This is a genomic window from Pseudoalteromonas sp. CO109Y, from assembly GCF_004208935.1.
GTDB lineage: Bacteria > Pseudomonadota > Gammaproteobacteria > Enterobacterales > Alteromonadaceae > Pseudoalteromonas > Pseudoalteromonas shioyasakiensis.
Genome location: NZ_SGPD01000024.1, coordinates 53,180 through 74,166 on the forward strand (window position 1 = coordinate 53,180; position 20,987 = coordinate 74,166).

Genomic DNA, 20,987 nt, shown 5'->3' on the forward strand with positions numbered 1-20,987 from the left:
GATGATGTTAATTAACTTATTAGGCTTAATGTTAATCGCGCTGATTGTTTGGTGGTTTTGGCTATATAAACCCAATAAAACAATCGTTCAAGGTAATGAAGTACTCATTGAAGTGAGGGATGGCGTGTATTCCCCATCCTCAATTCAGGTGTCTGCTAGCCAACCTGTTACCTTGAAGTTTATACGCAAAGATCAATCCCCCTGCGCTGAAACAATGCTTATTCCTTCATTGGATATAAGCGAACAGCTTAAGTTAAATGAAATTACTCAAATTACCTTATTAAACTTGTCACCGGGAGAGCATGAGTTTCACTGTCAGATGCAAATGTATCGCGGTGTCTTAAAAGTCGTTTAGGAGGGCAATATGAAAAATCAACACCCTAATTTTTGGTCAACACCTACAGGCTGGGCTGCACTGGCACTTATTGCCGCAGTGACCTACTTCTTAGTGCTTGAGCATGGTCAACATACGCTGCAATTTCTTCCCTACTTGATTTTATTGCTATGCCCCTTGATGCACGTATTTATGCATGGCAGTCATGGTAAACATGGTCACGATCATTCACATGCGCCTGATGAAAAAAAGGAAGAGAGCTTTCAAGAACTCACGGATAAAAATGCAGCCTATCGCGATGGCTACATACAAGGCTTAGAAAAGGCACGTAAGGAATCACATAAAAAGGAGAGCAGTGATGAATGAAACATATGATTATGGCTTATGGTCAATGGTGATACTGAACTCAGCAATTTTTATCTTTTTTGCCTTTAGTTTTGTCAAACCAAAAACATCAACTGATTGGAGAAGTCTAAGCGCGTTCTCTGCCTTTATTGTTGCCCTATTTACTGAAATGTATGGCTTTCCTTTAACTATCTATTTTCTGTCGGGGTGGCTGACGGAGACCTATCCAGAAGTAAATTTCTTTGCGCATGAAAATGGGCATTTATTACATACTTTCTTTGGATTTCAAGGTGATGCCCATTGGGACCCATTTCATATAGTGAGTATGGTGTTTATTGTTGCAGGTTTCTTTATGTTGTCTTCAGCATGGAATGTATTGCATCACGCGCAAAAACATCATCAATTGGCTACAACTGGATGGTATGCAAGATGTCGCCACCCACAGTATGTAGCTTTCATTCTAATCATGTTCGGCTTTTTATTGCAGTGGCCGACAATCCCAACACTTGCGATGTTTCCGATCTTAGTCGTTGTTTACGTCAAGCTAGCGAAACGCGAAGAAGCACAGGCGATTGCTGAATTTGGTTCGGAGTACCACAGGTATATGGAATCGACACCAAGTTGGATCCCAAGTTTTAATAAAAGTGTAGAAGGTAAAAATCATGAAAACGTTAACTAAATCAATTTTATTTATTAGTTCACTACTGATAACCACTAGCTCATTTGCCCAAAACAATGAGCATAAACATGAAGGTGCGAACAAAGCTGATATGCATCAAGGCATGACAATACCACATGAGAACATGGGAGAAATGCATAAAAAAATGATGGAAATGAAAAAGGAAGTCCATGCCATTAAAACTGAAAAAGATCCTGACAAGCAACAGCAGATGATGGTTGAACATCACCGTTCAATGATGAAGATGATGCAATCCATGCACAAAAATATGGAAGAAATGCCAATGCATCAACAAATCAAGATGACTGAACATCATTTAGAAATGATGGAGAACATGATGCCGCAGATGAACCGGAAAATGGAAGAAATGAAAGATAGCAATCAACAGCATTCACACAAACATTAGGAGAAAAATTATGAGCGATTTAGATCATAGAGTTGGCGTTAGAGAGCAAAATTTAGTTGTTCGAAATCTAAAGCTTAGCAATGTCACAGAAGAAAGCTGTGACGAGTTAGTAAAAGAAATAGATCAGCTTTTTGGTATAGATGAAGTTAGTTACAACATCAAAGAAGGTGAAATACACCTTGCCTATGATGCCGCAAACGTAAGCCTTGATGGGATTGAGGAGGTAATCCGTAAGTATGGCGCAGATGTTCATGATGATTGGTGGACACATACTAAAGAAAGTTACTATAAATTTGTTGATCAGAACATCAAAGATAACTCTGTTCATAAGCCTTGGAGTTGTCATCAAGCACCTTCGGGGGCTGGCCGGAAAAACAAATGAATTCATAAAAAAGTGTATAGATAATTAGTTAGTCAAATGAGGTAACAGTGATGAAAACACCCTATATAAAAGCTCTTTTATTGCTTACATTCGGTTTATATTTAGTGGGTTGTTCTAATACCACTTTTTATCATAAATACATGATGAGAGGTCAGGTAGTAGAAAGTTCTGATAATCGAACTCTAATCTGTATTGGTGCTAAGCATGGCGCAGAGGTTGGGCAAAAATACAGTGTTATTAGATTCCATGAAAGAATAGTATTGAGTGAAGGTGACGATCCCTACACTATCGAAAAGGTAGGAACGGTACAAATTACTAAAATTGTGAATGATCATTTCGCAACTGTAAAGCTAGTGTCTGGTGACATTGCAGCGAAAGATATGGTGGAACTTGAAAACTAATAAAGTGGTGGCGAAAGCCACCACAAGAGCATAACAATAAAACTTAATGAAAAAGCTTTAGTGTTATTTTGTACAACCTTTGAGATTGTTTGCTCAGTTCTGGTTATCTTGATGCCAGTACGACAGAAAAAATGTTACATATGGATTAGAAAGGTGTGGGCTGGCATCCTAGGTCTAATCTTAACAGTTAAGGAGCCGCCGAATAGAGCTATACCTTTACATCAGCAGCATAATCAATGCTCCCGCGATCATAAATAAGTTTTCAGATAGCGATACAAATCCAAGTGGCACACTACTATCGCCGCCTACACAGGCACACTTTAACTGGCGTTTGTCAATGTAAACGGCTTTGAAAACTGAAATTGCTCCAACTGTGCCGATAAACAATGAAAATGGTGCCACTGCGAGAGGCTGTAGTTGGGCAACCATACCAATACCTGCATATGCTTCAATGAAGGGATAAATATAACCATATCTTATCCATCTCATCGCTAGTAAATCATAAGTAATAAACGAATTTGTGAAACTGTATAGGTCTTTCAGTTTTTGCACCGCTAAGAGCGTCATTGAAAAAGCTATAAATAGCATCAGTGTTCTGATGGAGATAAATGAGCCGGAAGCAAAATGTTGAGATGCGACAGCAAGAAGTGCAGCTATCGAGAAAATGGCTACAACTGGCGTGTAGGTTGTGCCAGTTTGACCTGCTTCATCTTTACCAAAATACTCTCTTAAGTCATCGTATCCTCCGACACGCTTTCCTTCAATAAAGGTTTGTGGCGTAGTTTTGACATCATGCTTATCTTTGAAGTCATCAGCTTGTTGTCTTGACGTGAGCTTATGATCTTCTACATCATACCCTTGCCTCTCCAGCAAATCTTTCGACCTTAAACCATAGGGGCAGATATGTTCGTCAGTGACCATTCTGTACAGGGTAGCTGTCTTAGTCATCTTAGTCTCCTTTGTTCAGTGTGCCTTCAAACTTTGGGAGCGGTCGTTGCTCAGCCTGAGCTTGTGAGCTGACCTTTCCATTTTCAGAAATATCCTTAATCAGCCATTCCATTTCTTTTATTTCTTTTCGTTGGGCTTTAATAATACCATTTGCCAATTCACGCACGCGTACATCCTCCAAAGTTGAATGCTCACTAGTAAGAATAGCAATGGAGTGATGAGGAATCATCGCTTTCATGTAGGCAGTGTCAGAAATTGTGCTTTGAGAGCGAACAAGATAAAGACATATGGCGAACAGTATTGTCGCCAATAGAAAAATAGCCATGTTGAGCTTCTTGTTACTGTACATGCCAAGCATAAAGGCCAGCATGATCATTGCCATACCTGCTCCCATATACAACGCCATATAGATACGCGTTTCACTAAACCATATATGTGATACTGCGTAAGTGTTGAGATACATCATGACAAACATAGCAATGGTTGAGGTGATGATCATTGCAGCAAATCTTGAGTATTTCATAAGTAATCCTTACATTGATAGTGTAAATATTTCCCACTGTTAGCCTATTATTCTCTACATGTGGTCATGTTCTCGAAAAATTGCAAGTAATGAGCCAGTATCAATAAGAGTATTTGTAATACGATTGACTCAATTTCAGCGCAATTATTGTGAATCAGTACTAATCTACACATTTCGGTGTAAGAGTTTATGGGCAAAAAATCTTCTTTGAAGGAGATCAAATCAGCTTATATTTAGAGTTTGAGTTTTGAACTTGTGATAGACACAGGCGGAATTGGCTTTAGTTAACAATCTAATGTGGGAACTCAAAGTACTACAAGCTGAGCTTCAACAAATGTAAGCTCGTGTACAAGTGAAGACACAGTTAAAGCATGTGGAAGAATTAATCTTGATAGTTAGAGTTGTCATTTATTTCACTTTTTAAATGAACGAATATTGATCTTTTATCTCGTTCATGTCCGAAAGCTAAAAGTTTCCTACACATGAAAGTGGTTTTGCAAGAGTATCTACTAGAGAACAAGATTTGAATGCTCAACTGTTCAGTTGGGCTATTATGGTTGTAAAAAAATATTATAAGGCAATGTGTCTGGTACTTCGGTTAGAAATGAAAAAAGTTAAAGAAGCTAATCGATTTCATCAGGTAGGGTGATGAGGTAATAGTTACTCGCCTTGATCGGCTAGGCCGATCATTAAAGTCTATTCTTGAGGACATTGAAAGTACTCACAAACGGGGCGATTGTTCAAAGATTATTAATGGTTCTGTCAGTACAAAAAATGATAATCCGTTTACCAGTTTCATTCATAATCTGCGCAATTAGCAATAATGACGTGCGTTCATAACGGTCATAAAGAGCAATCCCCCTGCGCTGAAATAATGCTTATTCCTTCATTGGATATAAGCGAACAGCTTAAGTTAAATGAAATTACTCAAATTACCTTATTAAACTTGTCACAGGGAGAGCATGAGTTTCATTGTCAGATACAAATGTATCGCGGCGTCTTAAAAGTAATTTAGTTTTAAATAGGTCTTTTTACACACCTGAACGAGCAAAAGTAACTTAACAAAAGGCTTCTCGAAAACATTACGAGAAGCCTCTAAATTAAAGTTAAGATTTGTATTTACTGTAAACAATTCTATATAGAACAGGCAAAACAACTAAAGTAAGTAAAGTAGAGGAAATAATCCCTCCAATTACCACCGTTGCTAATGGCCTCTGAACTTCAGCCCCAGTTCCGACGTTTAATGCCATAGGAATGAAACCTAAGCTAGCAACCAAAGCGGTCATTAATACAGGGCGAAGCCTGATAGTTGCACCTTCGATAATTGAGTTTATTAGCTCTCCTGTTTCAAGTAATCGCTGTTTAATGAATGACAGCATCACCAGTCCATTTAATACAGCTATCCCTGAAAGAGCGATAAATCCAACAGCAGCAGAAATTGAAAGAGGCATGTCTCTTAACCACAAAGCCAATACGCCGCCTGTAAGTGCTAAAGGCACACCACTAAATATGATCAGGGCATCTTTTATTGAACTAAATGCTATGACAAGCAGTGTCAAAATTACAAACAATGTGGCAGGTACTACGATGGATAATCTTTGCGTTGCACTCTCAAGTTGCTCAAATGTTCCGCCGTACTCAAGCCAATAACCAGCAGGCAATTCAACATTTTGTTGAATTTTTTGCTGTGCCTCTTGTACGAATGAGCCTAGATCTCGGTTTCTAACATTTGCTGTAATTACAATTCGTCGCTTACCATTTTCTCGGCTTATTTGACTTGGAACTGTCGTATAATTTAACTCTGCAACTTCGCTTACAGGTACAAACTCACCACTTTCTGTCGCGATTGGCAAATTACCTAGCTGATCAAGGTTGGCTCTCAACAGCTCAGGATATCTAACTACAATTTCAAATCGACGATCACCTTCGAATATTAACCCTGCGCCTTCACCTGACACGACTGTTTTTAACCAAGACTGTAAGTCGCTTGCATCCAACCCGTATAGCGCTAATGCTTCAGGCTTGGGGTTAACGGTAAAGATAGGCACGTCATCAACTTGTTCGAGCCGCGCATCAGCAACACCTGAAATTGTATTGAGTGTAGCCAAAACTTCTTGTGCAGAAATGACAAGTTGGGATAGATCATCACCGTAGAGCTTAATCCCTAAATCAGCTCTTACTCCGCTAATTAATTCGTTAAATCGCATCTGAATTGGTTGAGTAAACTCATAATTATTGCCGGGAATAGAGCTGAGATCTTTTTCCAGCCTTTCAACAAAATCCTCTTTCGTTAAATTAGGGTCGGGCCATTGCTCTCTCGGCTTTAATATCAGAAAAGTATCAGTCACATTTGGCGGCATCGCGTCTGTCGCAACTTCTGCTGTGCCCGTTTTTGAAAACACCGTAACAACTTCATCATATTTCATAATTTGTTGTTCAAGTACCTTCTGCATTTCTACAGCTTGGTCAATACCCGTGCCCGGAATACGCATCGCGTGCAGTGCAATGTCACCTTCATTAAGTTGAGGAACAAATTCAGATCCTAATTTACTACCAAGTAATATGCTAAAAGTCACAAGTAAAGCAGCGCCGCAAACAACTAGCCAACGTAGTTTTAAAGCCCACTTCAAAACAGGACTATAAACTGACTTAGCGCCGACAATTACTGGACTTTCTTTTTCGCTGATTTTGCCTTTCAAGAATAAAGCAACCGCAGCGGGGACTAGCGTGAAGGTAAATACCATTGCAGACAATAGAGCGATTATCACCGTTGCGGCCATCGGATGAAACATTTTGCCCTCGACACCCGATAAGGTAAACAAAGGTAAATAGACAATCGTTATGATCAATACGCCAAAAACACTAGGTCGTATAACCTCATTGGTAGCAGAATAAACAATGTCTAGGCGTTCTTTCAGGGAAATGACAGAACTATTTCGTTTTTGGCTTTCTGCTAACCGCCTAATGCAGTTCTCAACGATTATTACCGCGCCATCGACAATCAATCCAAAATCTAAGGCTCCCAGACTCATTAAATTCGCAGAGACTTTGCTTTGAACCATGCCCGTGATTGTTGCCAACATTGCCAAAGGAATTACTGCGGCGGTAATCAAAGCGGCGCGTATGTTACCCAGTAATAGGAACAATACGAAGATAACCAGTAATGCACCTTCAATAAGATTTTTCTGTACGGTGCTAATTGCTTTATCAACCAGAGTTGTCCTGTCATATAAGGGAACTATGGACACGCCTTGAGGTAAACTGTTTTGGATTTCACTAAGCTTGTCACCAACAGCCAATGCCACCGAGCGTGAATTTTCTCCTACCAGCATCATTGCGGTGCCAATCACACTTTCCTTGCCTTCCAGTGATGCAGCTCCTGTCCTTAGCTCTTTTCCTATCGCAACTTCGGCGACATCTTTAACTTTTACAAGTGTGCCGTCGTCGCTTTTTATAATGACGTTTTGGATGTCTTGAATAGATTGCAACTGAGCTTGTGAACGAACAAGAATTTGCTGTCCGCTTCTTTCGATGAATCCAGCCCCTTGATTTGCATTATTTCGCATTATTGCATTTGATAGTGCTTCACTGGTAATACCGAAGTGCAACATCCTTAACGGATCGGGATTGATATGGTATTGCTTTTTATAGCCACCAATTGCATTGATTTCCGTAATCCCTTTAACCAATGCAAGTTGTGGTTTCACTACCCAGTCATGGATCTCCCTTAACGCCATCGCATCATAGGGTAAGCCATTATTCTGCTTTGCACTTTCGTCGGCAGTTATACTGTACATGTATATTTCACCGAGGCCCGTAGCAATTGGTCCCATTTCTGGTTCAATGCCAAACGGTAGTTGCTCCTTAATTGCGCTAAGTCGCTCATTGATTAGGTTTCTGGCAAAATACAAATCTGTGCCTTCTTCAAACACAACAGTCACTTGCGACAGGCCATATCGAGAAAGTGAACGGGTATAATCCAGCTTAGGTAAACCTGCCAAGCCCGTTTCGACGATAAACGTAATCCGTTGCTCTGTTTCCAAAGGTGAATAACCTTGAGCCTGCGTGTTTATTTGTACCTGTACATTGGTTATATCTGGCACAGCGTCAATAGGTAGCTTCTGATAGTTCCATATTCCTAAAGCGATGATAAACAAGGCCATAAGCAACATAGTACCACGTCTACGGATAGATAATTCTAGTATCCAAGCGATCATATTTTCACCTCGATAATACTGAAGCCAATATGTAGAGGACAAAAAGGTCGGAGATTAGTGTTCATGTCCAGCCTCCGATTTTTTTAGATCAGCAACTAGCAGATAACTGTTCTTTACAACCACACTTTCGCCGACGTTCAAACCGTCGATGATAGCAATATTGATAGCGTCTGAAGCGCCAGTTTTTACGGCGCTAGGGTGGTATTCATTGCCTTCTTTAATAAAAACAACATCTTTGCCTTCAAACTCTTGAATGGCTCCTTTTGGCACAACAACTGGAGCAGAGTGTTGACTGGTCGTAACCGCACCTTTAATTACAGTGCCAAGCGGCCACTTGTTGGTTTTGTTATCCAATTTTACAAATGCCAATGAGTATGGCTTGTCGTTTAGTGATGGTGTTAAATAGCTAATTTGCGCACTTTGATTAAATTCAGTGCTATGAATTAGCACCTGCTGGTTAGCGTTAACCTTACTTAGCTGAGTAGGAAACACTGATAGTTGTGCCCAAACCACGTCAAAATTGGCTATTGTCAGCAAGTTTTCACCATTTGTAAGCTCGCCAATATTGGCTTGCCTAGCGACTATACGCCCAGACATTGGTGCTTTTATCGAATATTGATTTAAGCTCTCATTGGATTCAATCACTACCAACGTTTCACCTTTTTTGACCTCTTCGCCGAGATTGACTTTTACTTCCTTAATAACACCATCGAATCTAGCGTTAACGTGCGCAAGTGAGGCAGGATCGGCAACGATTTTTCCATATACAACTTCTTCGTTATGAATAACACCGCTAGTTGCTGCTACTGTTTCAATGCTGTTTTGTTTAGCCATCTCAACAGACATAGAGACTATTTCATCTTTGTGTTCTTCACTGGCTGAGGTCGTGATGGAGGTGAAACCAATTACAGCAACAAGCATTAATTTGAAAAGGCTGATTGGTGAATTTAATATATTTTTCTTTTTCATGATTAATTCTCAATAAAGCTTGAAAGTTGGCTTTCTGTATTGCCGGAAGAAATTAATGGAATGCCTGATAAGGACTCAATGGAGGCGCTTTGTTTGTGAACCTCACTTGCGGCAAAAATAAGCGCATATTGCATCTCAATAAGCTCTTTTTGAACTGAAACTAGCTCTAAATAACTAAAGCGCCCGTCCGAATAGGCTTTTTGCACTAATGACAAAGCACTTTCTTGAGGCGGAATAATACTGGTTTGTAAGGTTTCAACCGTAAGGCGAGCCTCTTCCTGAGCCGCATAAAATGTCGCTAATTGGCTGTAAATTGCTCGCTCACTGGCTTTCCGTTGCTGCTCAACTTCATCGAGTTTTGCTTTTTGAGATTGATAGCTGCCTCTATTTCTATCACTCGTAAACAGAGGGACGCTAATTCCTGCAACCAACGCAGTCTCATTGCTACCTTCAAGTCTTTTCACACCTGCGCTCCACGTTATATTAGCGTGGCTTTGTGCGTTGATTGATTGTAATTGAGCTTGCTGAATTCTCGATTGCTCTGCATAAGCTAATATATGAGGACTTTGAGAAAGTTGAGCCATGATGTATTCGAGTGATATTGTTTTGGGAAGTGCAAATAAATCGCCTGATACACGAGAGAATTGCGGTGATTGTTCTCCCCACATAATAGCTAACTTACGAACACTGGCCTCTAACTGCTTGGAAATGGTTAGCGTCTTTAGTCGAGCTGTTGCTAAAGCTGCATCAGCTCGTTTTTGCTCTGATGACGGTGCCGAACCAACACGAACTTTTTTGGAGACAGTTTGATAGGTTTCTCGTGCTAGCTTTTCTGCATTTTCATTGATGAGCATGATTTGCTGTAACGTCAAAACATCGATATAGCGAGCTGCTACTTCACCCAAAATATCGAGTGTTTGTATTCTTTTTTCAACAGCTATTGCTTGCTGTTGGGCATTAACATAAAGCTTTCTGCTATTTACCTTATCTCCCAATTCCACCACGGAAGATATTGATAAGGTAAGTTCAGCGTCGCTGAATCCAGATACATCACCTGTACCTGCAAAGTTTTCCAATTCAGCGCTGACGTTATATTCAGGTTTTAACCCTGCGGTAGCTAACTCGCCGTCTAAACGCTTTTGTTTGTATTTAAAAGCTGTTAGCTGTGGGTTGTTTGCAAGTGTTCGTTGTATTGCCTCTGACAATGAAACTGAATCAACAGTTAAGTCATTTGCAAATACATTATTAGTTGTCACTAAAAACGACAACAGAAGCAACCGTTTTACTTTCTTCCAAGCAAGTACGGGGGCCTTAAAATAAGACATATTCATATTTTGTCCTGTTTATTTTATGAAACGAGCGTTGGCTTCACCGCCTAACGCGCCAATTAAATAAAAGGACTAACTTTTGGGAGGTCGAAGTAATCTGGAAGGGGGAGCTTCAATGACTACTTTTAAATAATCAAATACCTGACTTGATTTGAAATCAATGTCTCTACTGATGTAAACATGCGTAGCAAACTGTACATGCGAGCCATTGCAGTGTCCGCAATGATGACAATCAGCGGGGTTGTGTTGGTCATTATCTGCTGATGATTGTATTAATTTTTCAGAAGAAATGTGGTCATCTAAAGCATGAACATGCTCGGTTTTTATATGCTCGGAATCAACAATATGAACATCAGCAACTTTTGCCACAGCAGAAAATGACTGAAGTAATATCAGCACTATCATGATGTATGCAGGGAATTGTTTAATATTCATTTCGTTTCAACTATCTCTTAGTTATGCCAATGTTAACACTATCGTTTAGCTTGCGTCACGACATTGCTCGTCTATGAACTCTATTTCAATTGTTGTATGAGCAAAATCAAACTCTTTAAGCTCCTGTCGCAACTCTAGCTTGTACGATTTCAGCTCTTCGTTAGATATTTCAGTGTTTAAAACAATATGGGCGGTTAAAACGTTGTGTTCACCATCAAGTGACCAGATGTGTAAGTGATGTACTTCACCCACAATGGCTTTAGAAACTATTTTCGATTTAATATTTTCAATAAGATCAATATCTGGTGTCGCTTGCAAGAAGAGCATAAGTGTCGTTTTCAGTGTTCTTACAACATTAAATAAAATAAAAAGGGTAAACCCAATTGATAAAATAGGATCGAGTATGGGCCATTCAACAAACATCAATACGATTGATACAATAAATATAGCTATCCAACCTAAAACGTCTTCAAGCAAGTGCCAGTTTAAAACTCGTTCATTTAAGGTCTTTCCATGACTTAGCTTATAGGCAGCGTAACCGTTTACCACCATGCCAAAAATAGCTAATAAAAGCATTCCTTCGACTTGAGGCATTTCGGGGTTAGCTAATCTTGGTATGGCCTCAATTAGTATAAAAACAGAACCAACAGTTAATACCAAACCGTTAATCAATGCGCCAAGCAATGAAAAGCGCTTGTAACCATATGAAAACTGGCTAGAGGCAGGCTTGTTACTGAGCTTATTTAATCCCCATGCGGTGCCTATGGAGATGCTATCTCCTAAATCATGGATAGCATCTGCCATGATTGCCGTACTATTGGTTAACCAACCTCCGATAAATTCGATGATGGTAAACGTGAGGTTTAGAAAAAAAGCCCAGCCAATGCGTCTCGAAGCGTCCTCATCATTGTGAGGGTGATCATGACCGTGAGAGTGGTTATGCATGTTGAGCCTCGGCGGTTACATTTTTTCTTCTAAGCCTTTGTACATTCCAATTAATGATATGACGGATAAAGTTTTGGTACGCCCAACGTTTAATACCCGTTAGATTGGTTCCCTGCTCAGCATAGAATTCATCGGGTGAGTCATAAAAGCCAAAGTCGTCGTGTATGCCTTCTTTTTGAATATAAGTATCTTTACCAACCCAGTTCGTCTCTGGGTTACTTATGCAGGTAGTAGCTATTCCATAACCACAAAAATTATCTTTAGCTTGACTGAATTTGGATTGAATTGAACTTAGGTAAGCTTCGTCGAGAATGAAGCCTTCTAAATTGATCCACTTACCTTCATAGAGCACTTCTACCCAGCTATGGATAATGGATTTTGGGGCAAGCCAAAATACATAAGAAGGAATAGCGCCTTTCTGAAGCTGTTGGTCAATCGTGAAACCATGAAATCGGCACTGAATACCAAGCGCTCGGAATAGAGCCATTAACAAGTTTCCCTTGGTATTGCACTGTCCATAGCCATCCGCTAAAACTTCACTCGCAGATATATCATCGCTGCGGTTGTAACCAAACTGAATCTCATCTTTAACAAAGGTGTAAGCAGCTCCTATTGTGTTGTATTCATCCATTGTATTCCAATTCCGATCTGCTATTAGAGATTGGATGCTGTGATCATCTAAGTCTAATATTTGTGTTTTCTCTAAATAATTAGCACTCATTATCCATCTCCTTTAAGAACATGATTTTGATTTACTTCCACTACAGCTATTGTTTTCGCTTGTTAACTCTGCGTTGCTCAGCTCTTTCTTCGCATCAGTAATAATCAGGTAAGCCCCTCTTAAAATTAGGGTTGCAATCACACTACCAATCACAATGTCAGGCCAGCGAGAATCAAGTAGCATCACTAAAACACCAGCAGCAATGACCCCCAAGTTTGCGATCACATCGTTGGCTGAAAATATCCAGCTTGCACGCATATGGACTTCACCATTGCTTTGCATTCTGATTAAAACTAAACAAATGACGTTTGCTATTAATGCTACAAAACCAAAGCCGATCATGAACCAAGAGTGAGGCTCACCTTCTCCGAGTCTTCTTACTATGTCAAAGATTACCAGTATTCCGAGTGTCAGCTGAAAGTAACCGCTGATAAGGGCTGCATTGGCTTTATGCTTTAAAGATCGGCTCACGGCATATAGAGCAATACCATAGACAATTGCGTCAGCCAGCATATCCATTGAATCTGCTATCAAAGCCGTTGAGTTTGCATATAGGCCCACAGTAATCTCAACGCAGAACATAACCGCATTAATACCTAGCAACCAATACAGCACATGTTTTTGTTTCGCATCTTTTAGTTCGACTTCGCAACCACAACCACTCATTGCACGGCCTTAGTTATTTGCTTGATAACTTAACTATAAAGTCTATAGTGACTATAGAGTCAAGATTTAGGACTAAAGTTTTATGAAGATAGGTGAACTTTCAAAAACGACAGGGTGTTCGATACAAACAATTCGGTATTACGAGAAAGAAGGGTTGCTTTCAACTCCTGAACGTACTGAAGGGAATTACAGGTTATACGGTGAACGGGCTTTAAAAGAATTAGAGTTTATAAAGCATTGCCGAAGTTTGGATATCCCTCTAACAGATGTTAAACGCCTTATGGAACTGAAAAATAAGCCAGAAGAAAGCTGTGCAAGTGTTAATAAGCTCATTGCTCAACAATTGGCCTTAGTTAACAATCGAATGAGAGAACTCAAAGCACTAAAAGCTGAGCTTCAACAAATGGCAAGTTTGTGTACAACTGAAAACACCATTGAAGCGTGTGGAATAATTAAGTCACTTGATAGTTAGAATTGTCATTCATTTTCTATCCGTGTTGTGTACGAATAACTATATTTTATTACGTTCATGTACGAAATTTATTTAATGTACTTTCGTTCACTTGATTGTTAAGATGTACGAAAGTTACAGGTTTCGTACATATGAAAGTTGGTTTTGCAAGAGTCTCAACTAAAGAGCAAGATTTAAATATTCAACTGTCCAAGTTGGACGCTCATGGCTGTGAAAAAATATTTCAAGGAAAACAGTCAGGTGCTTCCATTAGAAATGAAGAAAAGCTAAAGGAACTCATCGATTTTATCAGGGAGGGTGATGAGGTAATTGTTACTCGCCTTGATCGGCTAGGCCGATCATTAAAGTCTATTCTTGAGGCTATTGAAAGTATCCACAAAAAGGGGGCTTGTTTAAATATTATCGACGGCTCTCTCAATACTAAAAATGATAATCCGTTTGCCACCGCCATGATCAACCTATGTGGAGTATTCGCTCAACTTGAGCGGGATCTTATAAAAGCCAGAACCGCAGAAGGTCGCGAAGAAGCGAAGGCTAAAGGCAAACATATGGGTAGGTTGCCTGCTTTATCAGACAAACAAGCGAAAGAATTATATAAAGATAAATTAAATGGTGAATCGATCTCTGCATTAGCGAAGAAATATTCTGTTAGCCGCCCGACGGTTCATCGAACTATTGAAAGAATGGAACAAAAAAATAATAAATAAAAGGAGATGTTATGTGGTCTGATAAAGAGTCAAAAATTGACTTCTTAAACTTTAATGAAACGGCTGAGTCGATTAAAGATCTTATCACTGAAAAGGAATTAATGCCTATTAGTATAGGTGTCTTTGGTGATTGGGGCGCTGGAAAATCCACGATTCTTGAACTTACCAAAGCATCTTTGGAAACTGATGAACAAGAATATATACAAGTGCATTTCGATGCATGGACTTTCCAAGGATACGATGACGCTAAAGCAGCGCTATTAGAAACAATTGCATCTACTTTAGTAAAAAAAGCAGCAGACGATAAAAATCTAAGTGCAAAAGCAATAGAGTTTGCTGGACGAATAGATAAGATCAGACTGATGGGACTGCTAATGGATGGTGGTGCAGCATTAGCTGGTATACCGACTATGGGTGGTATACAGAAGATCATGGGACTATTCAGTGGTGGTGACGATGGTGAACTTGATGTTGATGATGTAAAAGGTGCTGTCGATGGCGCTAAGGATGTTGCGAAGAAAAACAAAGGTTTGATCAAAGATAAGAAATCATTCTCACCTCCTAAAGAAATTAAAGAATTCCGAAAAGCATATTCTGATCTGTTAAAGGAGTTTGATAAGCCACTTATTGTCTATGTCGATAATTTAGATCGCTGCTCTCCATTTAATGCCATTTCAACACTTGAGGCGATCAGATTATTTCTATTTTTACCAAATACCGCATTTGTCATTGCCGCCGATGAAGACATGATCCGTTTGGCAGTACCTGAATATCACAAAGGTGCATCTCAACGACATCAAACTGATTATTTAGACAAGCTTATTCAAATTCCTGTGCATGTACCAAGGCCCGGTGTTCTTGAGATAAGGGCATATTTAATGATGCTCACCGCTCAAGACCACGGAGTGACAGATGCTCAGTTAGAAGCGATAAGATGTGCCCTTGAAGAATCATTAAGGCTTTCTTGGAAACAACCACAAATTACCGTTGATGAGCTTCTTCAGGATCACGATATCGAAAAGCATTCAGGACTCAGAAGCAAATTTGTAGTTGCTGAACAGTTAGCTCCACTATTAGCTGAATCCACAAACATTAACGGTAACCCTCGCATAGTTAAGCGATTACTCAATCAAGTTAAGATGAGAAAGAAAACGGCTCACCGTCGAGGAATGCAGCTTGACGAGAAAACTATCACTAAGCTGGTAATTTTTGAGAGGTGCTTAGGCACTCAGGCTACTAACAAGCTTTATGAATTAATTGATAAGGAAAACGGATATCCAAAAGTTTTAGCGGATCTCGAAAATTCAGAAGTTAAATTTGATGAAATAAAGTTACCTGAAGAGTGGAAACTCGACCTAGCTTTTATTGATAAATGGTCAAAATTACCTCCAATGTTTACTGAGATGGATTTGACCCCAGCGGCATACCTTAGCCGAGAAAGCATTCCAATGGGTGCTGTTAATGCGGTAATGTCGGGAGCTGCTCAAAAACTTGTAGAAGAATTAATGAAGCAAAAGGTAAGGGTCAGTGGCGTTAACTCTACTGCGATTACCACAACTCCGAAGGAAGAGTACATGTCAGTCATGGATGGTTTGATTGAAAACTTTAAGTTGATTGGTGATTGGACCGAAAAACCAACAGGCATCTATGGAGCCGTGTTACTTGCCAAGCAGGATGATAAATGTTGCTTAAGTCTTCTTACATTCTTAAAAAGCTTGCCTCGTCAAAGGTGGCTCAATCCAATCTTAAAAGAACTAGAGGGAATTAAGTAATATGGGTACGTCCGCATCGTCTACAGGACCGAATAACAAGAGTCCGCTAATTCCATCTTGGGCAGAGCAAGGAGATCCCGTCACAATAGAGCCTGCATCAGGTACTGATGGGGATGATCAAACTGGTTCTGATAACAATCAATCTGATGATCAGAATGACCATACCAACGATATTGACAATGACAAGGTTCAACAAGAAATCGGTGGTTCGCCAACAGCAACGCCACCTCCAAATAGGTTTGCCAGCGCCAGAAGAGCATTTGGTAAATATGCACAAACAGGTGGCTCAACCTCAGATCTAAGGCGTTCATTAAAAAGTTACTCTAGAAAAGGCTCTGGCGGAGGTAAAAGCACAAGCCGGAGACTAGCAAGCGGTATAACGGCTGGTTCTGGATTGCTTGGTGTCATGCGTGGCGACACCGTAACGGTTAATAATCAAAGCTTATCATTAGGTGATCTAACTGGGTTATCGACTGACCAAGCAATTGACAAAATTGCTAGTCATTTGGCACCTGATAATGCCGATTCGGATGCTGTAAGAGTTGCGTTGGATTACGCACTAGAGGAAGCATTACCCGATACAGAAGAATTTGACCCAAACAGTTTTACTGACGAAGTTATTCAAGAAGCCATAGGCTGTTATTTAACAGATCTTATTTTTCAGGATGTGGTTGAAGGCATGGGCAGAGCTTGGTTTCATGTTGAGCCTGCAAGTAAGCATCATCAAATGGAAGTAGAATTAAGGGAATTAATAAAAGTGATCACACAAGAGCAGTTAGACAAAGTAACTAATGGCAACCCTAGTACTATTAGCAAGGAAAATATTACTAAAATTCAAGCTGATGCAATTGCAATGACAGTGGATGAATGGGAGAGTTTTGATGACTAATTTTTATTTTAACCATGACCCAGCTAACTTGCCTGATTTTTCTGAAGACTGTCATCCTGTCCAAATGTTTCACACGCATCAAAATGACATCACTAAGCACAGCTTAGTGTCAAAACAACTACTACAAACAGTTCGTGATTTAGGATTGCATGTAGATGCTGATGCAATAGATCTGATAACAATTGCAACCGCCGTTACCGCCGCTGATACATTTGAATTGAGGGATAATGCAGAAAATGCATGGGCTAGAAAAATGCACTTGCATGTTCCTGTTACCGATGAGGATATGTGGAATACTGTTGAGCCTGAACTAAGTTCTTTGCTCAACTTTCTAACGGGCGATCAATGGCAGTTTACTTTTGAAAAAACAACTATGCCGATGCCGACTCCTAAAACAAGTGAGCAAGCGAAAGCAAAAGCAAAATCATTAATTGGACTCAACTCAGTCTGCCTTTTTTCAGGAGGTCTTGATAGCGCAGTTGGTGCAATTGACATTTTAAACGGAGAGTCAGCCTTAAAACCGCTTTTGGTTAGTCACGCTTATCGTGGTGATGGCGCAAAACAGGAAGATATTAAGCAATTATTGTCCCCGCCATTCGGCGAATTGTCCTATTCAATGTCTCCTCATATTATCAAGCAGTTAGAAGGTAAAACTGACATTAGCATGAGGGGAAGAAGCTTCAACTTCCTAGCTATGGCGGTACTTGGTATATCAGCCTTAAGAAATGCTAATTGCGATAGCAGTATTGAAACTATTGTCGTCCCTGAGAATGGCTATATTTCTATAAATCCACCGCTTACCAGAAGACGGATTGGTAGCCATAGTACTAGAACTACTCATCCTAATTTTCTAAGCAGGCTTGAATCTTTGCTTAGAGACACTGGGTTTCATGTCAAATTTGTAAACCCCTATCAATTCAAAACTAAAGGTGAAATGTTAGCGGAATGTGTTGATCAAGACGCAATTAGAAAAGCAGTTCCTCTGAGTGTTTCTTGTAGTCATTGGCACAGAGAGCATAAACAGTGTGGGCATTGTGTACCTTGCCTTATTCGAAGAGCGTCAGTTTTTCATGCTGGTTTTACACAAGATGCGCCATACAAGACAAAGCGGTTGAGAGGTCTTATTAAAGAAAAAGATACTCGCGATGATCTCCAAGCGGTTCAAACTGCCATTATTAGATTGAAACAATCAGATAACTATCGTTCTTGGCTTCGAAAGTCAGGACCAATACCACAAGAAAAAGATATACGAGAAAAATTAGAATCAACTATTAAGCGAGGATTGGCAGAGGTTGAATTATTTCTCCAAGCGGATAAATCATCATGATGGATCTTCATTGCCATGTTGATTTATATCCAGATTATCAAGAGGTATTGAACGACATAAAAAGCAGTAATTATTACGTGCTATCAGTAACTACGGTGCCGTCAGCTTTTGAAGGTACTGTCCAGTTAACAAGTGACATAAAACACTGTAAAACGGCTTTGGGTCTGCACCCTCAACTTGCTCATTTAAGGAAAAATGAACTACCTCTATTCGATAAGCTAGTTGATAGAACTAGATATATTGGAGAAATTGGGCTGGATGGCTCAAAAGGTTATGCTGATTACTTTGATGATCAATTAGAGGTTTTTACGCATATTTTGAAAAAATGTGAAGGCTTTGATAACAAAATATTAACTATCCATAGTCTTAATGCGACAGGTGAAGTACTTGAACAACTTAAGTTATACCCCGATGCTGGTACTTCTATTCTTCATTGGTTTTTAGGTACTAAGAAGCAAGTTCTAGAAGCCGTCGAGCTAGGCTGTTTCTTTTCTATTGGGCCAGCCATGCTTACTTCAGCCAGAGCTAAAAAAGTAATATCGTGGATACCTCAAGATAGGATTTTACTCGAAACTGATGGCCCTTTCGCCAAAGTGGCGGGGAATATTCTGTTTCCTTCAAGTGTTGGCACTGTTACTGAATATCTGGCTGAAATTTGGTGTAAAAATAAGGCTTCGATAATTGAGCAACTGTCAGCAAACCTTAGGTGTTTAACATCAGTCAAGTAACTAATTATACGTCACGTAATCTTATAACAATTTTATTCAGGTTTAATCGATTTGTTTGAAGTATTTGTATTAGCTATAGCACTCAGTATGGACGTGTTTGCAGTATCCATAGGCTTAGGTTCTAAAAAAGTAGCAAATGCTGAAAAACTCTTTATTAAAGCCGTTGCTTATTTTGGATTTTTCCAAGGCTTTATACCTCTTTTAGGCTATTACAGCGGTAAAGGATGATCATCTTGGATTGAAGATTATGCACCTTGGATAGCTTTTATTTTGCTATTATTTATCGGTGGCAAAAATGATTTATGAGTCCCAATCTGAAGGAATTGAAGAAGATATTGCTAATGTTACTCATCGTGTGCTATTTGTTCTTGCTATTGCCGCCAGTATTGATGCAATGGCGGCAGGTTATGCAATCACATTGCTTGAGGTAGACATAGCCGTAGCTTGCTTGATAATAGGCGTCACGACGTTTGCCTTTAGCTAGATTGGTGTGAATATCGGCGAAAGAAGTGGCGTATGGCTGGAGTCTAAAGCTGAACTATTTGGTGGTTTAGTGTTAATCGCAATCGCATTTAAGATATTACTTGGTTGGCACAGAACCACCGAATACTAGGCTACTTACCTGAGCAACATGCATTGCCTTCTTGAATAGGAGGACACTTAACTGTTCCATAAGAGCAGTAAACGCAACAATCACCTTTGAACGGTTTAAGTAGTGCTTTACAGCTTTCGCATTCGTAATACCATTGGCAAGCGTTTGTAGGCATGGTTTCAACTTTGCTAAATCCACATTCAGGGCAAGTTATCTTAGATTTTAATTCTATACCTTGCATACTGGTTCCTTAATGGGCTTAACAATATCTAAAATAGACATTACGACCATCCAAATGATCCCAAAGTAAAATAAGTAAGTGCTCCAGTCGTATTGCCATAAAGGATAAAGGGTCAGCAATACTGCAATTGGGCCAATGACACTTAAAATGCCTCTTAATGACTCTCGATGTTGATACCAATTATAGAAATTAACTAACAACGCTAGTGAAGCAAATAATGGCAATAAGGTGTTCACCGCTATCCCTTCAAAATGTGAAAGAAAACCTAACCCAAGCGCAGATGCCAATGAGCCGAGCGCAGGAAAACATGCTGTGCAACTAAGGGCGGCTAGCCAAACGCCACCAGAACCTACTTTATCTAGAATTTTATTGATCATAACTATCTACCTCAATTTTTAAGGTAGTATAAACTCCGTACATAAGTACGGGGTCAATAGCTATTTAAGTGAATTTATTACCGGGCAGGATTGAGGGTCTTGATTGGCCTTGCAAGAATCTGTCATATCTTGAATTACTTTCTCTAACCGCTGTAAATCAGCAATTTTATTACGGATGAGATTAAGTTTTTGCAATCCCATCGATTCTATATCAGCGCAACTGCTACTTAGTGACATCAGTGATTCAATTTCTTTCAGCGTAAACCCTAATGCTTTAGCTTTCAGAATAAATTTGAGTTGATTAGCGTGTGTCTCGTCATACTTTCGATAACCTGATTCGGGTTTTGGAGGCTGCTCTATTAAACCTTGGCGCTCATAAAAGCGGATCGTTTCAACATTGATATCTAAATCTTTTGCCAGTTTTCCAATGGTTCTCATAAACATACTCTTTAGAAGCAGAGACATCATTATACAATTAATGCGGATTGCCTAAACTCAATTTTATTGCATGAACGGGGTCGCTAAGCGTCCGCTTTGTAGAATTAAGTTCACATATCCAGATCACTCTGACCGTCTCTTGTTC

Annotated in this window: 25 protein-coding genes and 1 pseudogene; 14 read left to right on the forward strand and 12 right to left on the reverse strand. The window is 39.7% G+C overall.

What is annotated here, in order from left to right; all coding sequences use genetic code 11:
• Position 1: 1 nt before the first annotated feature.
• Genes EXT43_RS08920 through EXT43_RS08945 form a run of 6 tightly spaced genes read left to right on the forward strand, consistent with a single transcriptional unit; the run spans position 2 to position 2,547 of the window.
• Positions 2-355 carry a cupredoxin domain-containing protein gene (locus EXT43_RS08920; protein ID WP_045979597.1) on the forward strand — a complete coding sequence of 118 codons (354 nt, stop codon included), beginning with the start codon at positions 2-4 and terminating at the stop codon, positions 353-355.
• A 9-nt stretch (positions 356-364) separates the two neighbouring features.
• Complete coding sequence (locus EXT43_RS08925) at positions 365-700, forward strand: DUF2933 domain-containing protein (protein ID WP_016708242.1); 336 nt, start codon at positions 365-367, stop codon at positions 698-700.
• Positions 693-1,358 carry an isoprenylcysteine carboxylmethyltransferase family protein gene (locus EXT43_RS08930; RefSeq protein ID WP_016708241.1) on the forward strand — a complete coding sequence of 222 codons (666 nt, stop codon included), beginning with the start codon at positions 693-695 and terminating at the stop codon, positions 1,356-1,358. Before EXT43_RS08925 ends, EXT43_RS08930 begins: the two co-directional genes overlap by 8 nt.
• Complete coding sequence (locus tag EXT43_RS08935) at positions 1,342-1,764, forward strand: hypothetical protein (RefSeq protein ID WP_062566152.1); 423 nt, start codon at positions 1,342-1,344, stop codon at positions 1,762-1,764. The genes EXT43_RS08930 and EXT43_RS08935 overlap by 17 nt, the downstream gene beginning before the upstream one ends.
• Before the next feature lie 10 nt (positions 1,765-1,774).
• Positions 1,775-2,146, forward strand: coding sequence for a hypothetical protein (locus tag EXT43_RS08940; RefSeq protein WP_019677951.1), 372 nt, complete (start codon positions 1,775-1,777; stop codon positions 2,144-2,146).
• 50 nt (positions 2,147-2,196) lie between these two features.
• Entirely contained in the window at positions 2,197-2,547 is a 351-nt protein-coding gene (locus EXT43_RS08945) for a hypothetical protein (protein WP_062566151.1), read from the forward strand.
• Between the two features lie 216 nt (positions 2,548-2,763).
• Here the strand turns inward: EXT43_RS08945 and EXT43_RS08950 are convergent, their stop codons facing one another.
• The gene (locus EXT43_RS08950) at positions 2,764-3,495 is read right to left on the reverse strand and encodes a glutaredoxin (protein WP_016708238.1); all 732 of its coding nucleotides are present in this window, start codon (positions 3,493-3,495) and stop codon (positions 2,764-2,766) included.
• Position 3,496: 1 nt separating this feature from the next.
• Complete coding sequence (locus EXT43_RS08955; RefSeq protein ID WP_008109672.1) at positions 3,497-4,018, reverse strand: DUF305 domain-containing protein; 522 nt, start codon at positions 4,016-4,018, stop codon at positions 3,497-3,499.
• Positions 4,019-4,892: 874 nt separating this feature from the next.
• On the opposite strand from EXT43_RS08955, the gene EXT43_RS08960 reads away from it, so the two are divergent.
• On the forward strand, positions 4,893-5,033 hold the full coding sequence (locus tag EXT43_RS08960) for a cupredoxin domain-containing protein (protein WP_229677580.1): 141 nt from the start codon (positions 4,893-4,895) through the stop codon (positions 5,031-5,033).
• A gap of 91 nt (positions 5,034-5,124) precedes the next feature.
• Here the strand turns inward: EXT43_RS08960 and EXT43_RS08965 are convergent, their stop codons facing one another.
• The 7 genes from EXT43_RS08965 to EXT43_RS08995 form a co-directional block, all read right to left on the reverse strand.
• Positions 5,125-8,235 carry a CusA/CzcA family heavy metal efflux RND transporter gene (locus EXT43_RS08965; RefSeq protein ID WP_016708236.1) on the reverse strand — a complete coding sequence of 1,037 codons (3,111 nt, stop codon included), beginning with the start codon at positions 8,233-8,235 and terminating at the stop codon, positions 5,125-5,127.
• A 54-nt stretch (positions 8,236-8,289) separates the two neighbouring features.
• A complete protein-coding gene (locus tag EXT43_RS08970) occupies positions 8,290-9,204 on the reverse strand; it encodes an efflux RND transporter periplasmic adaptor subunit (protein ID WP_016708235.1) in 915 nt (304 codons plus the stop codon).
• Between the two features lie 2 nt (positions 9,205-9,206).
• Positions 9,207-10,535 (reverse strand): TolC family protein, encoded by a 1,329-nt coding sequence (locus EXT43_RS08975; RefSeq protein WP_240701481.1) that lies wholly within the window; start codon positions 10,533-10,535, stop codon positions 9,207-9,209.
• Between the two features lie 69 nt (positions 10,536-10,604).
• Entirely contained in the window at positions 10,605-10,967 is a 363-nt protein-coding gene (locus EXT43_RS08980; protein ID WP_016708233.1) for a hypothetical protein, read from the reverse strand.
• A gap of 45 nt (positions 10,968-11,012) precedes the next feature.
• A complete protein-coding gene (locus EXT43_RS08985; protein ID WP_016708232.1) occupies positions 11,013-11,912 on the reverse strand; it encodes a cation diffusion facilitator family transporter in 900 nt (299 codons plus the stop codon).
• Entirely contained in the window at positions 11,905-12,633 is a 729-nt protein-coding gene (locus EXT43_RS08990) for a transglutaminase family protein (RefSeq protein ID WP_016708231.1), read from the reverse strand. Before EXT43_RS08990 ends, EXT43_RS08985 begins: the two co-directional genes overlap by 8 nt.
• Positions 12,634-12,645: 12 nt before the next feature.
• Entirely contained in the window at positions 12,646-13,299 is a 654-nt protein-coding gene (locus tag EXT43_RS08995; RefSeq protein ID WP_016708230.1) for a cation transporter, read from the reverse strand.
• Between the two features lie 82 nt (positions 13,300-13,381).
• Between EXT43_RS08995 and cadR the strand changes: the two genes are divergently transcribed.
• The 7 genes and pseudogenes from cadR (at position 13,382) to EXT43_RS09030 (ending at position 19,807) form a co-directional block, all read left to right on the forward strand.
• Positions 13,382-13,771 (forward strand): Cd(II)/Pb(II)-responsive transcriptional regulator, encoded by a 390-nt coding sequence (gene cadR / locus EXT43_RS09000; RefSeq protein WP_016708229.1) that lies wholly within the window; start codon positions 13,382-13,384, stop codon positions 13,769-13,771.
• A 131-nt stretch (positions 13,772-13,902) separates the two neighbouring features.
• On the forward strand, positions 13,903-14,478 hold the full coding sequence (locus tag EXT43_RS09005) for a recombinase family protein (RefSeq protein ID WP_062566150.1): 576 nt from the start codon (positions 13,903-13,905) through the stop codon (positions 14,476-14,478).
• An 11-nt stretch (positions 14,479-14,489) separates the two neighbouring features.
• Entirely contained in the window at positions 14,490-16,250 is a 1,761-nt protein-coding gene (locus EXT43_RS09010; RefSeq protein WP_130166808.1) for a P-loop NTPase fold protein, read from the forward strand.
• Between the two features lies 1 nt (position 16,251).
• Positions 16,252-17,139, forward strand: coding sequence for a hypothetical protein (locus tag EXT43_RS09015; RefSeq protein ID WP_016708226.1), 888 nt, complete (start codon positions 16,252-16,254; stop codon positions 17,137-17,139).
• Positions 17,132-18,466, forward strand: coding sequence for a Qat anti-phage system QueC-like protein QatC (gene qatC / locus EXT43_RS09020; RefSeq protein WP_063702034.1), 1,335 nt, complete (start codon positions 17,132-17,134; stop codon positions 18,464-18,466). The genes EXT43_RS09015 and qatC overlap by 8 nt, the downstream gene beginning before the upstream one ends.
• The gene (qatD, locus tag EXT43_RS09025; protein WP_062566148.1) at positions 18,463-19,194 is read left to right on the forward strand and encodes a Qat anti-phage system TatD family nuclease QatD; all 732 of its coding nucleotides are present in this window, start codon (positions 18,463-18,465) and stop codon (positions 19,192-19,194) included. Before qatC ends, qatD begins: the two co-directional genes overlap by 4 nt.
• Positions 19,195-19,245: 51 nt before the next feature.
• Positions 19,246-19,807: pseudogene (locus EXT43_RS09030) on the forward strand (manganese efflux pump MntP family protein).
• Between the two features lies 1 nt (position 19,808).
• Here EXT43_RS09030 and EXT43_RS09035 read toward each other — a convergent pair.
• From EXT43_RS09035 to EXT43_RS09045, 3 genes are read right to left on the reverse strand one after another with little or no spacing between them, the layout of a single operon-like run.
• Complete coding sequence (locus EXT43_RS09035) at positions 19,809-20,027, reverse strand: GDCCVxC domain-containing (seleno)protein (RefSeq protein WP_062566147.1); 219 nt, start codon at positions 20,025-20,027, stop codon at positions 19,809-19,811.
• The gene (merC, locus tag EXT43_RS09040; RefSeq protein WP_016708222.1) at positions 20,015-20,404 is read right to left on the reverse strand and encodes an organomercurial transporter MerC; all 390 of its coding nucleotides are present in this window, start codon (positions 20,402-20,404) and stop codon (positions 20,015-20,017) included. Before merC ends, EXT43_RS09035 begins: the two co-directional genes overlap by 13 nt.
• A gap of 60 nt (positions 20,405-20,464) precedes the next feature.
• Positions 20,465-20,842 carry a MerR family transcriptional regulator gene (locus EXT43_RS09045; RefSeq protein ID WP_016708221.1) on the reverse strand — a complete coding sequence of 126 codons (378 nt, stop codon included), beginning with the start codon at positions 20,840-20,842 and terminating at the stop codon, positions 20,465-20,467.
• Between the last annotated feature and the right edge of the window lie 145 nt (positions 20,843-20,987).

Excerpts from the sequence above, each read along its gene's own strand:
- qatD (WP_062566148.1), top strand. The coding sequence starts at position 18,463 with ATGATGGATCTTCATTGCCATGTTGATTTATATCCAGATTATCAAGAG.
- EXT43_RS08945 (WP_062566151.1), top strand. The coding sequence starts at position 2,197 with ATGAAAACACCCTATATAAAAGCTCTTTTATTGCTTACATTCGGTTTA.
- EXT43_RS09045 (WP_016708221.1), bottom strand. The coding sequence starts at position 20,842 with ATGAGAACCATTGGAAAACTGGCAAAAGATTTAGATATCAATGTTGAA.
- EXT43_RS08985 (WP_016708232.1), bottom strand. The coding sequence starts at position 11,912 with ATGCATAACCACTCTCACGGTCATGATCACCCTCACAATGATGAGGAC.
- EXT43_RS09010 (WP_130166808.1), top strand. The coding sequence starts at position 14,490 with ATGTGGTCTGATAAAGAGTCAAAAATTGACTTCTTAAACTTTAATGAA.
- qatC (WP_063702034.1), top strand. The coding sequence starts at position 17,132 with ATGACTAATTTTTATTTTAACCATGACCCAGCTAACTTGCCTGATTTT.
- merC (WP_016708222.1), bottom strand. The coding sequence starts at position 20,404 with ATGATCAATAAAATTCTAGATAAAGTAGGTTCTGGTGGCGTTTGGCTA.
- cadR (WP_016708229.1), top strand. The coding sequence starts at position 13,382 with ATGAAGATAGGTGAACTTTCAAAAACGACAGGGTGTTCGATACAAACA.
- EXT43_RS08920 (WP_045979597.1), top strand. The coding sequence starts at position 2 with ATGATGTTAATTAACTTATTAGGCTTAATGTTAATCGCGCTGATTGTT.
- EXT43_RS08975 (WP_240701481.1), bottom strand. The coding sequence starts at position 10,535 with ATGAATATGTCTTATTTTAAGGCCCCCGTACTTGCTTGGAAGAAAGTA.
- EXT43_RS09005 (WP_062566150.1), top strand. The coding sequence starts at position 13,903 with ATGAAAGTTGGTTTTGCAAGAGTCTCAACTAAAGAGCAAGATTTAAAT.
- EXT43_RS08950 (WP_016708238.1), bottom strand. The coding sequence starts at position 3,495 with ATGACTAAGACAGCTACCCTGTACAGAATGGTCACTGACGAACATATC.
- EXT43_RS08965 (WP_016708236.1), bottom strand. The coding sequence starts at position 8,235 with ATGATCGCTTGGATACTAGAATTATCTATCCGTAGACGTGGTACTATG.
- EXT43_RS09035 (WP_062566147.1), bottom strand. The coding sequence starts at position 20,027 with ATGCAAGGTATAGAATTAAAATCTAAGATAACTTGCCCTGAATGTGGA.
- EXT43_RS08930 (WP_016708241.1), top strand. The coding sequence starts at position 693 with ATGAATGAAACATATGATTATGGCTTATGGTCAATGGTGATACTGAAC.
- EXT43_RS08980 (WP_016708233.1), bottom strand. The coding sequence starts at position 10,967 with ATGAATATTAAACAATTCCCTGCATACATCATGATAGTGCTGATATTA.
- EXT43_RS08970 (WP_016708235.1), bottom strand. The coding sequence starts at position 9,204 with ATGAAAAAGAAAAATATATTAAATTCACCAATCAGCCTTTTCAAATTA.
- EXT43_RS08935 (WP_062566152.1), top strand. The coding sequence starts at position 1,342 with ATGAAAACGTTAACTAAATCAATTTTATTTATTAGTTCACTACTGATA.
- EXT43_RS08960 (WP_229677580.1), top strand. The coding sequence starts at position 4,893 with ATGCTTATTCCTTCATTGGATATAAGCGAACAGCTTAAGTTAAATGAA.
- EXT43_RS09015 (WP_016708226.1), top strand. The coding sequence starts at position 16,252 with ATGGGTACGTCCGCATCGTCTACAGGACCGAATAACAAGAGTCCGCTA.
- EXT43_RS08990 (WP_016708231.1), bottom strand. The coding sequence starts at position 12,633 with ATGAGTGCTAATTATTTAGAGAAAACACAAATATTAGACTTAGATGAT.
- EXT43_RS08925 (WP_016708242.1), top strand. The coding sequence starts at position 365 with ATGAAAAATCAACACCCTAATTTTTGGTCAACACCTACAGGCTGGGCT.
- EXT43_RS08940 (WP_019677951.1), top strand. The coding sequence starts at position 1,775 with ATGAGCGATTTAGATCATAGAGTTGGCGTTAGAGAGCAAAATTTAGTT.
- EXT43_RS08995 (WP_016708230.1), bottom strand. The coding sequence starts at position 13,299 with ATGAGTGGTTGTGGTTGCGAAGTCGAACTAAAAGATGCGAAACAAAAA.
- EXT43_RS08955 (WP_008109672.1), bottom strand. The coding sequence starts at position 4,018 with ATGAAATACTCAAGATTTGCTGCAATGATCATCACCTCAACCATTGCT.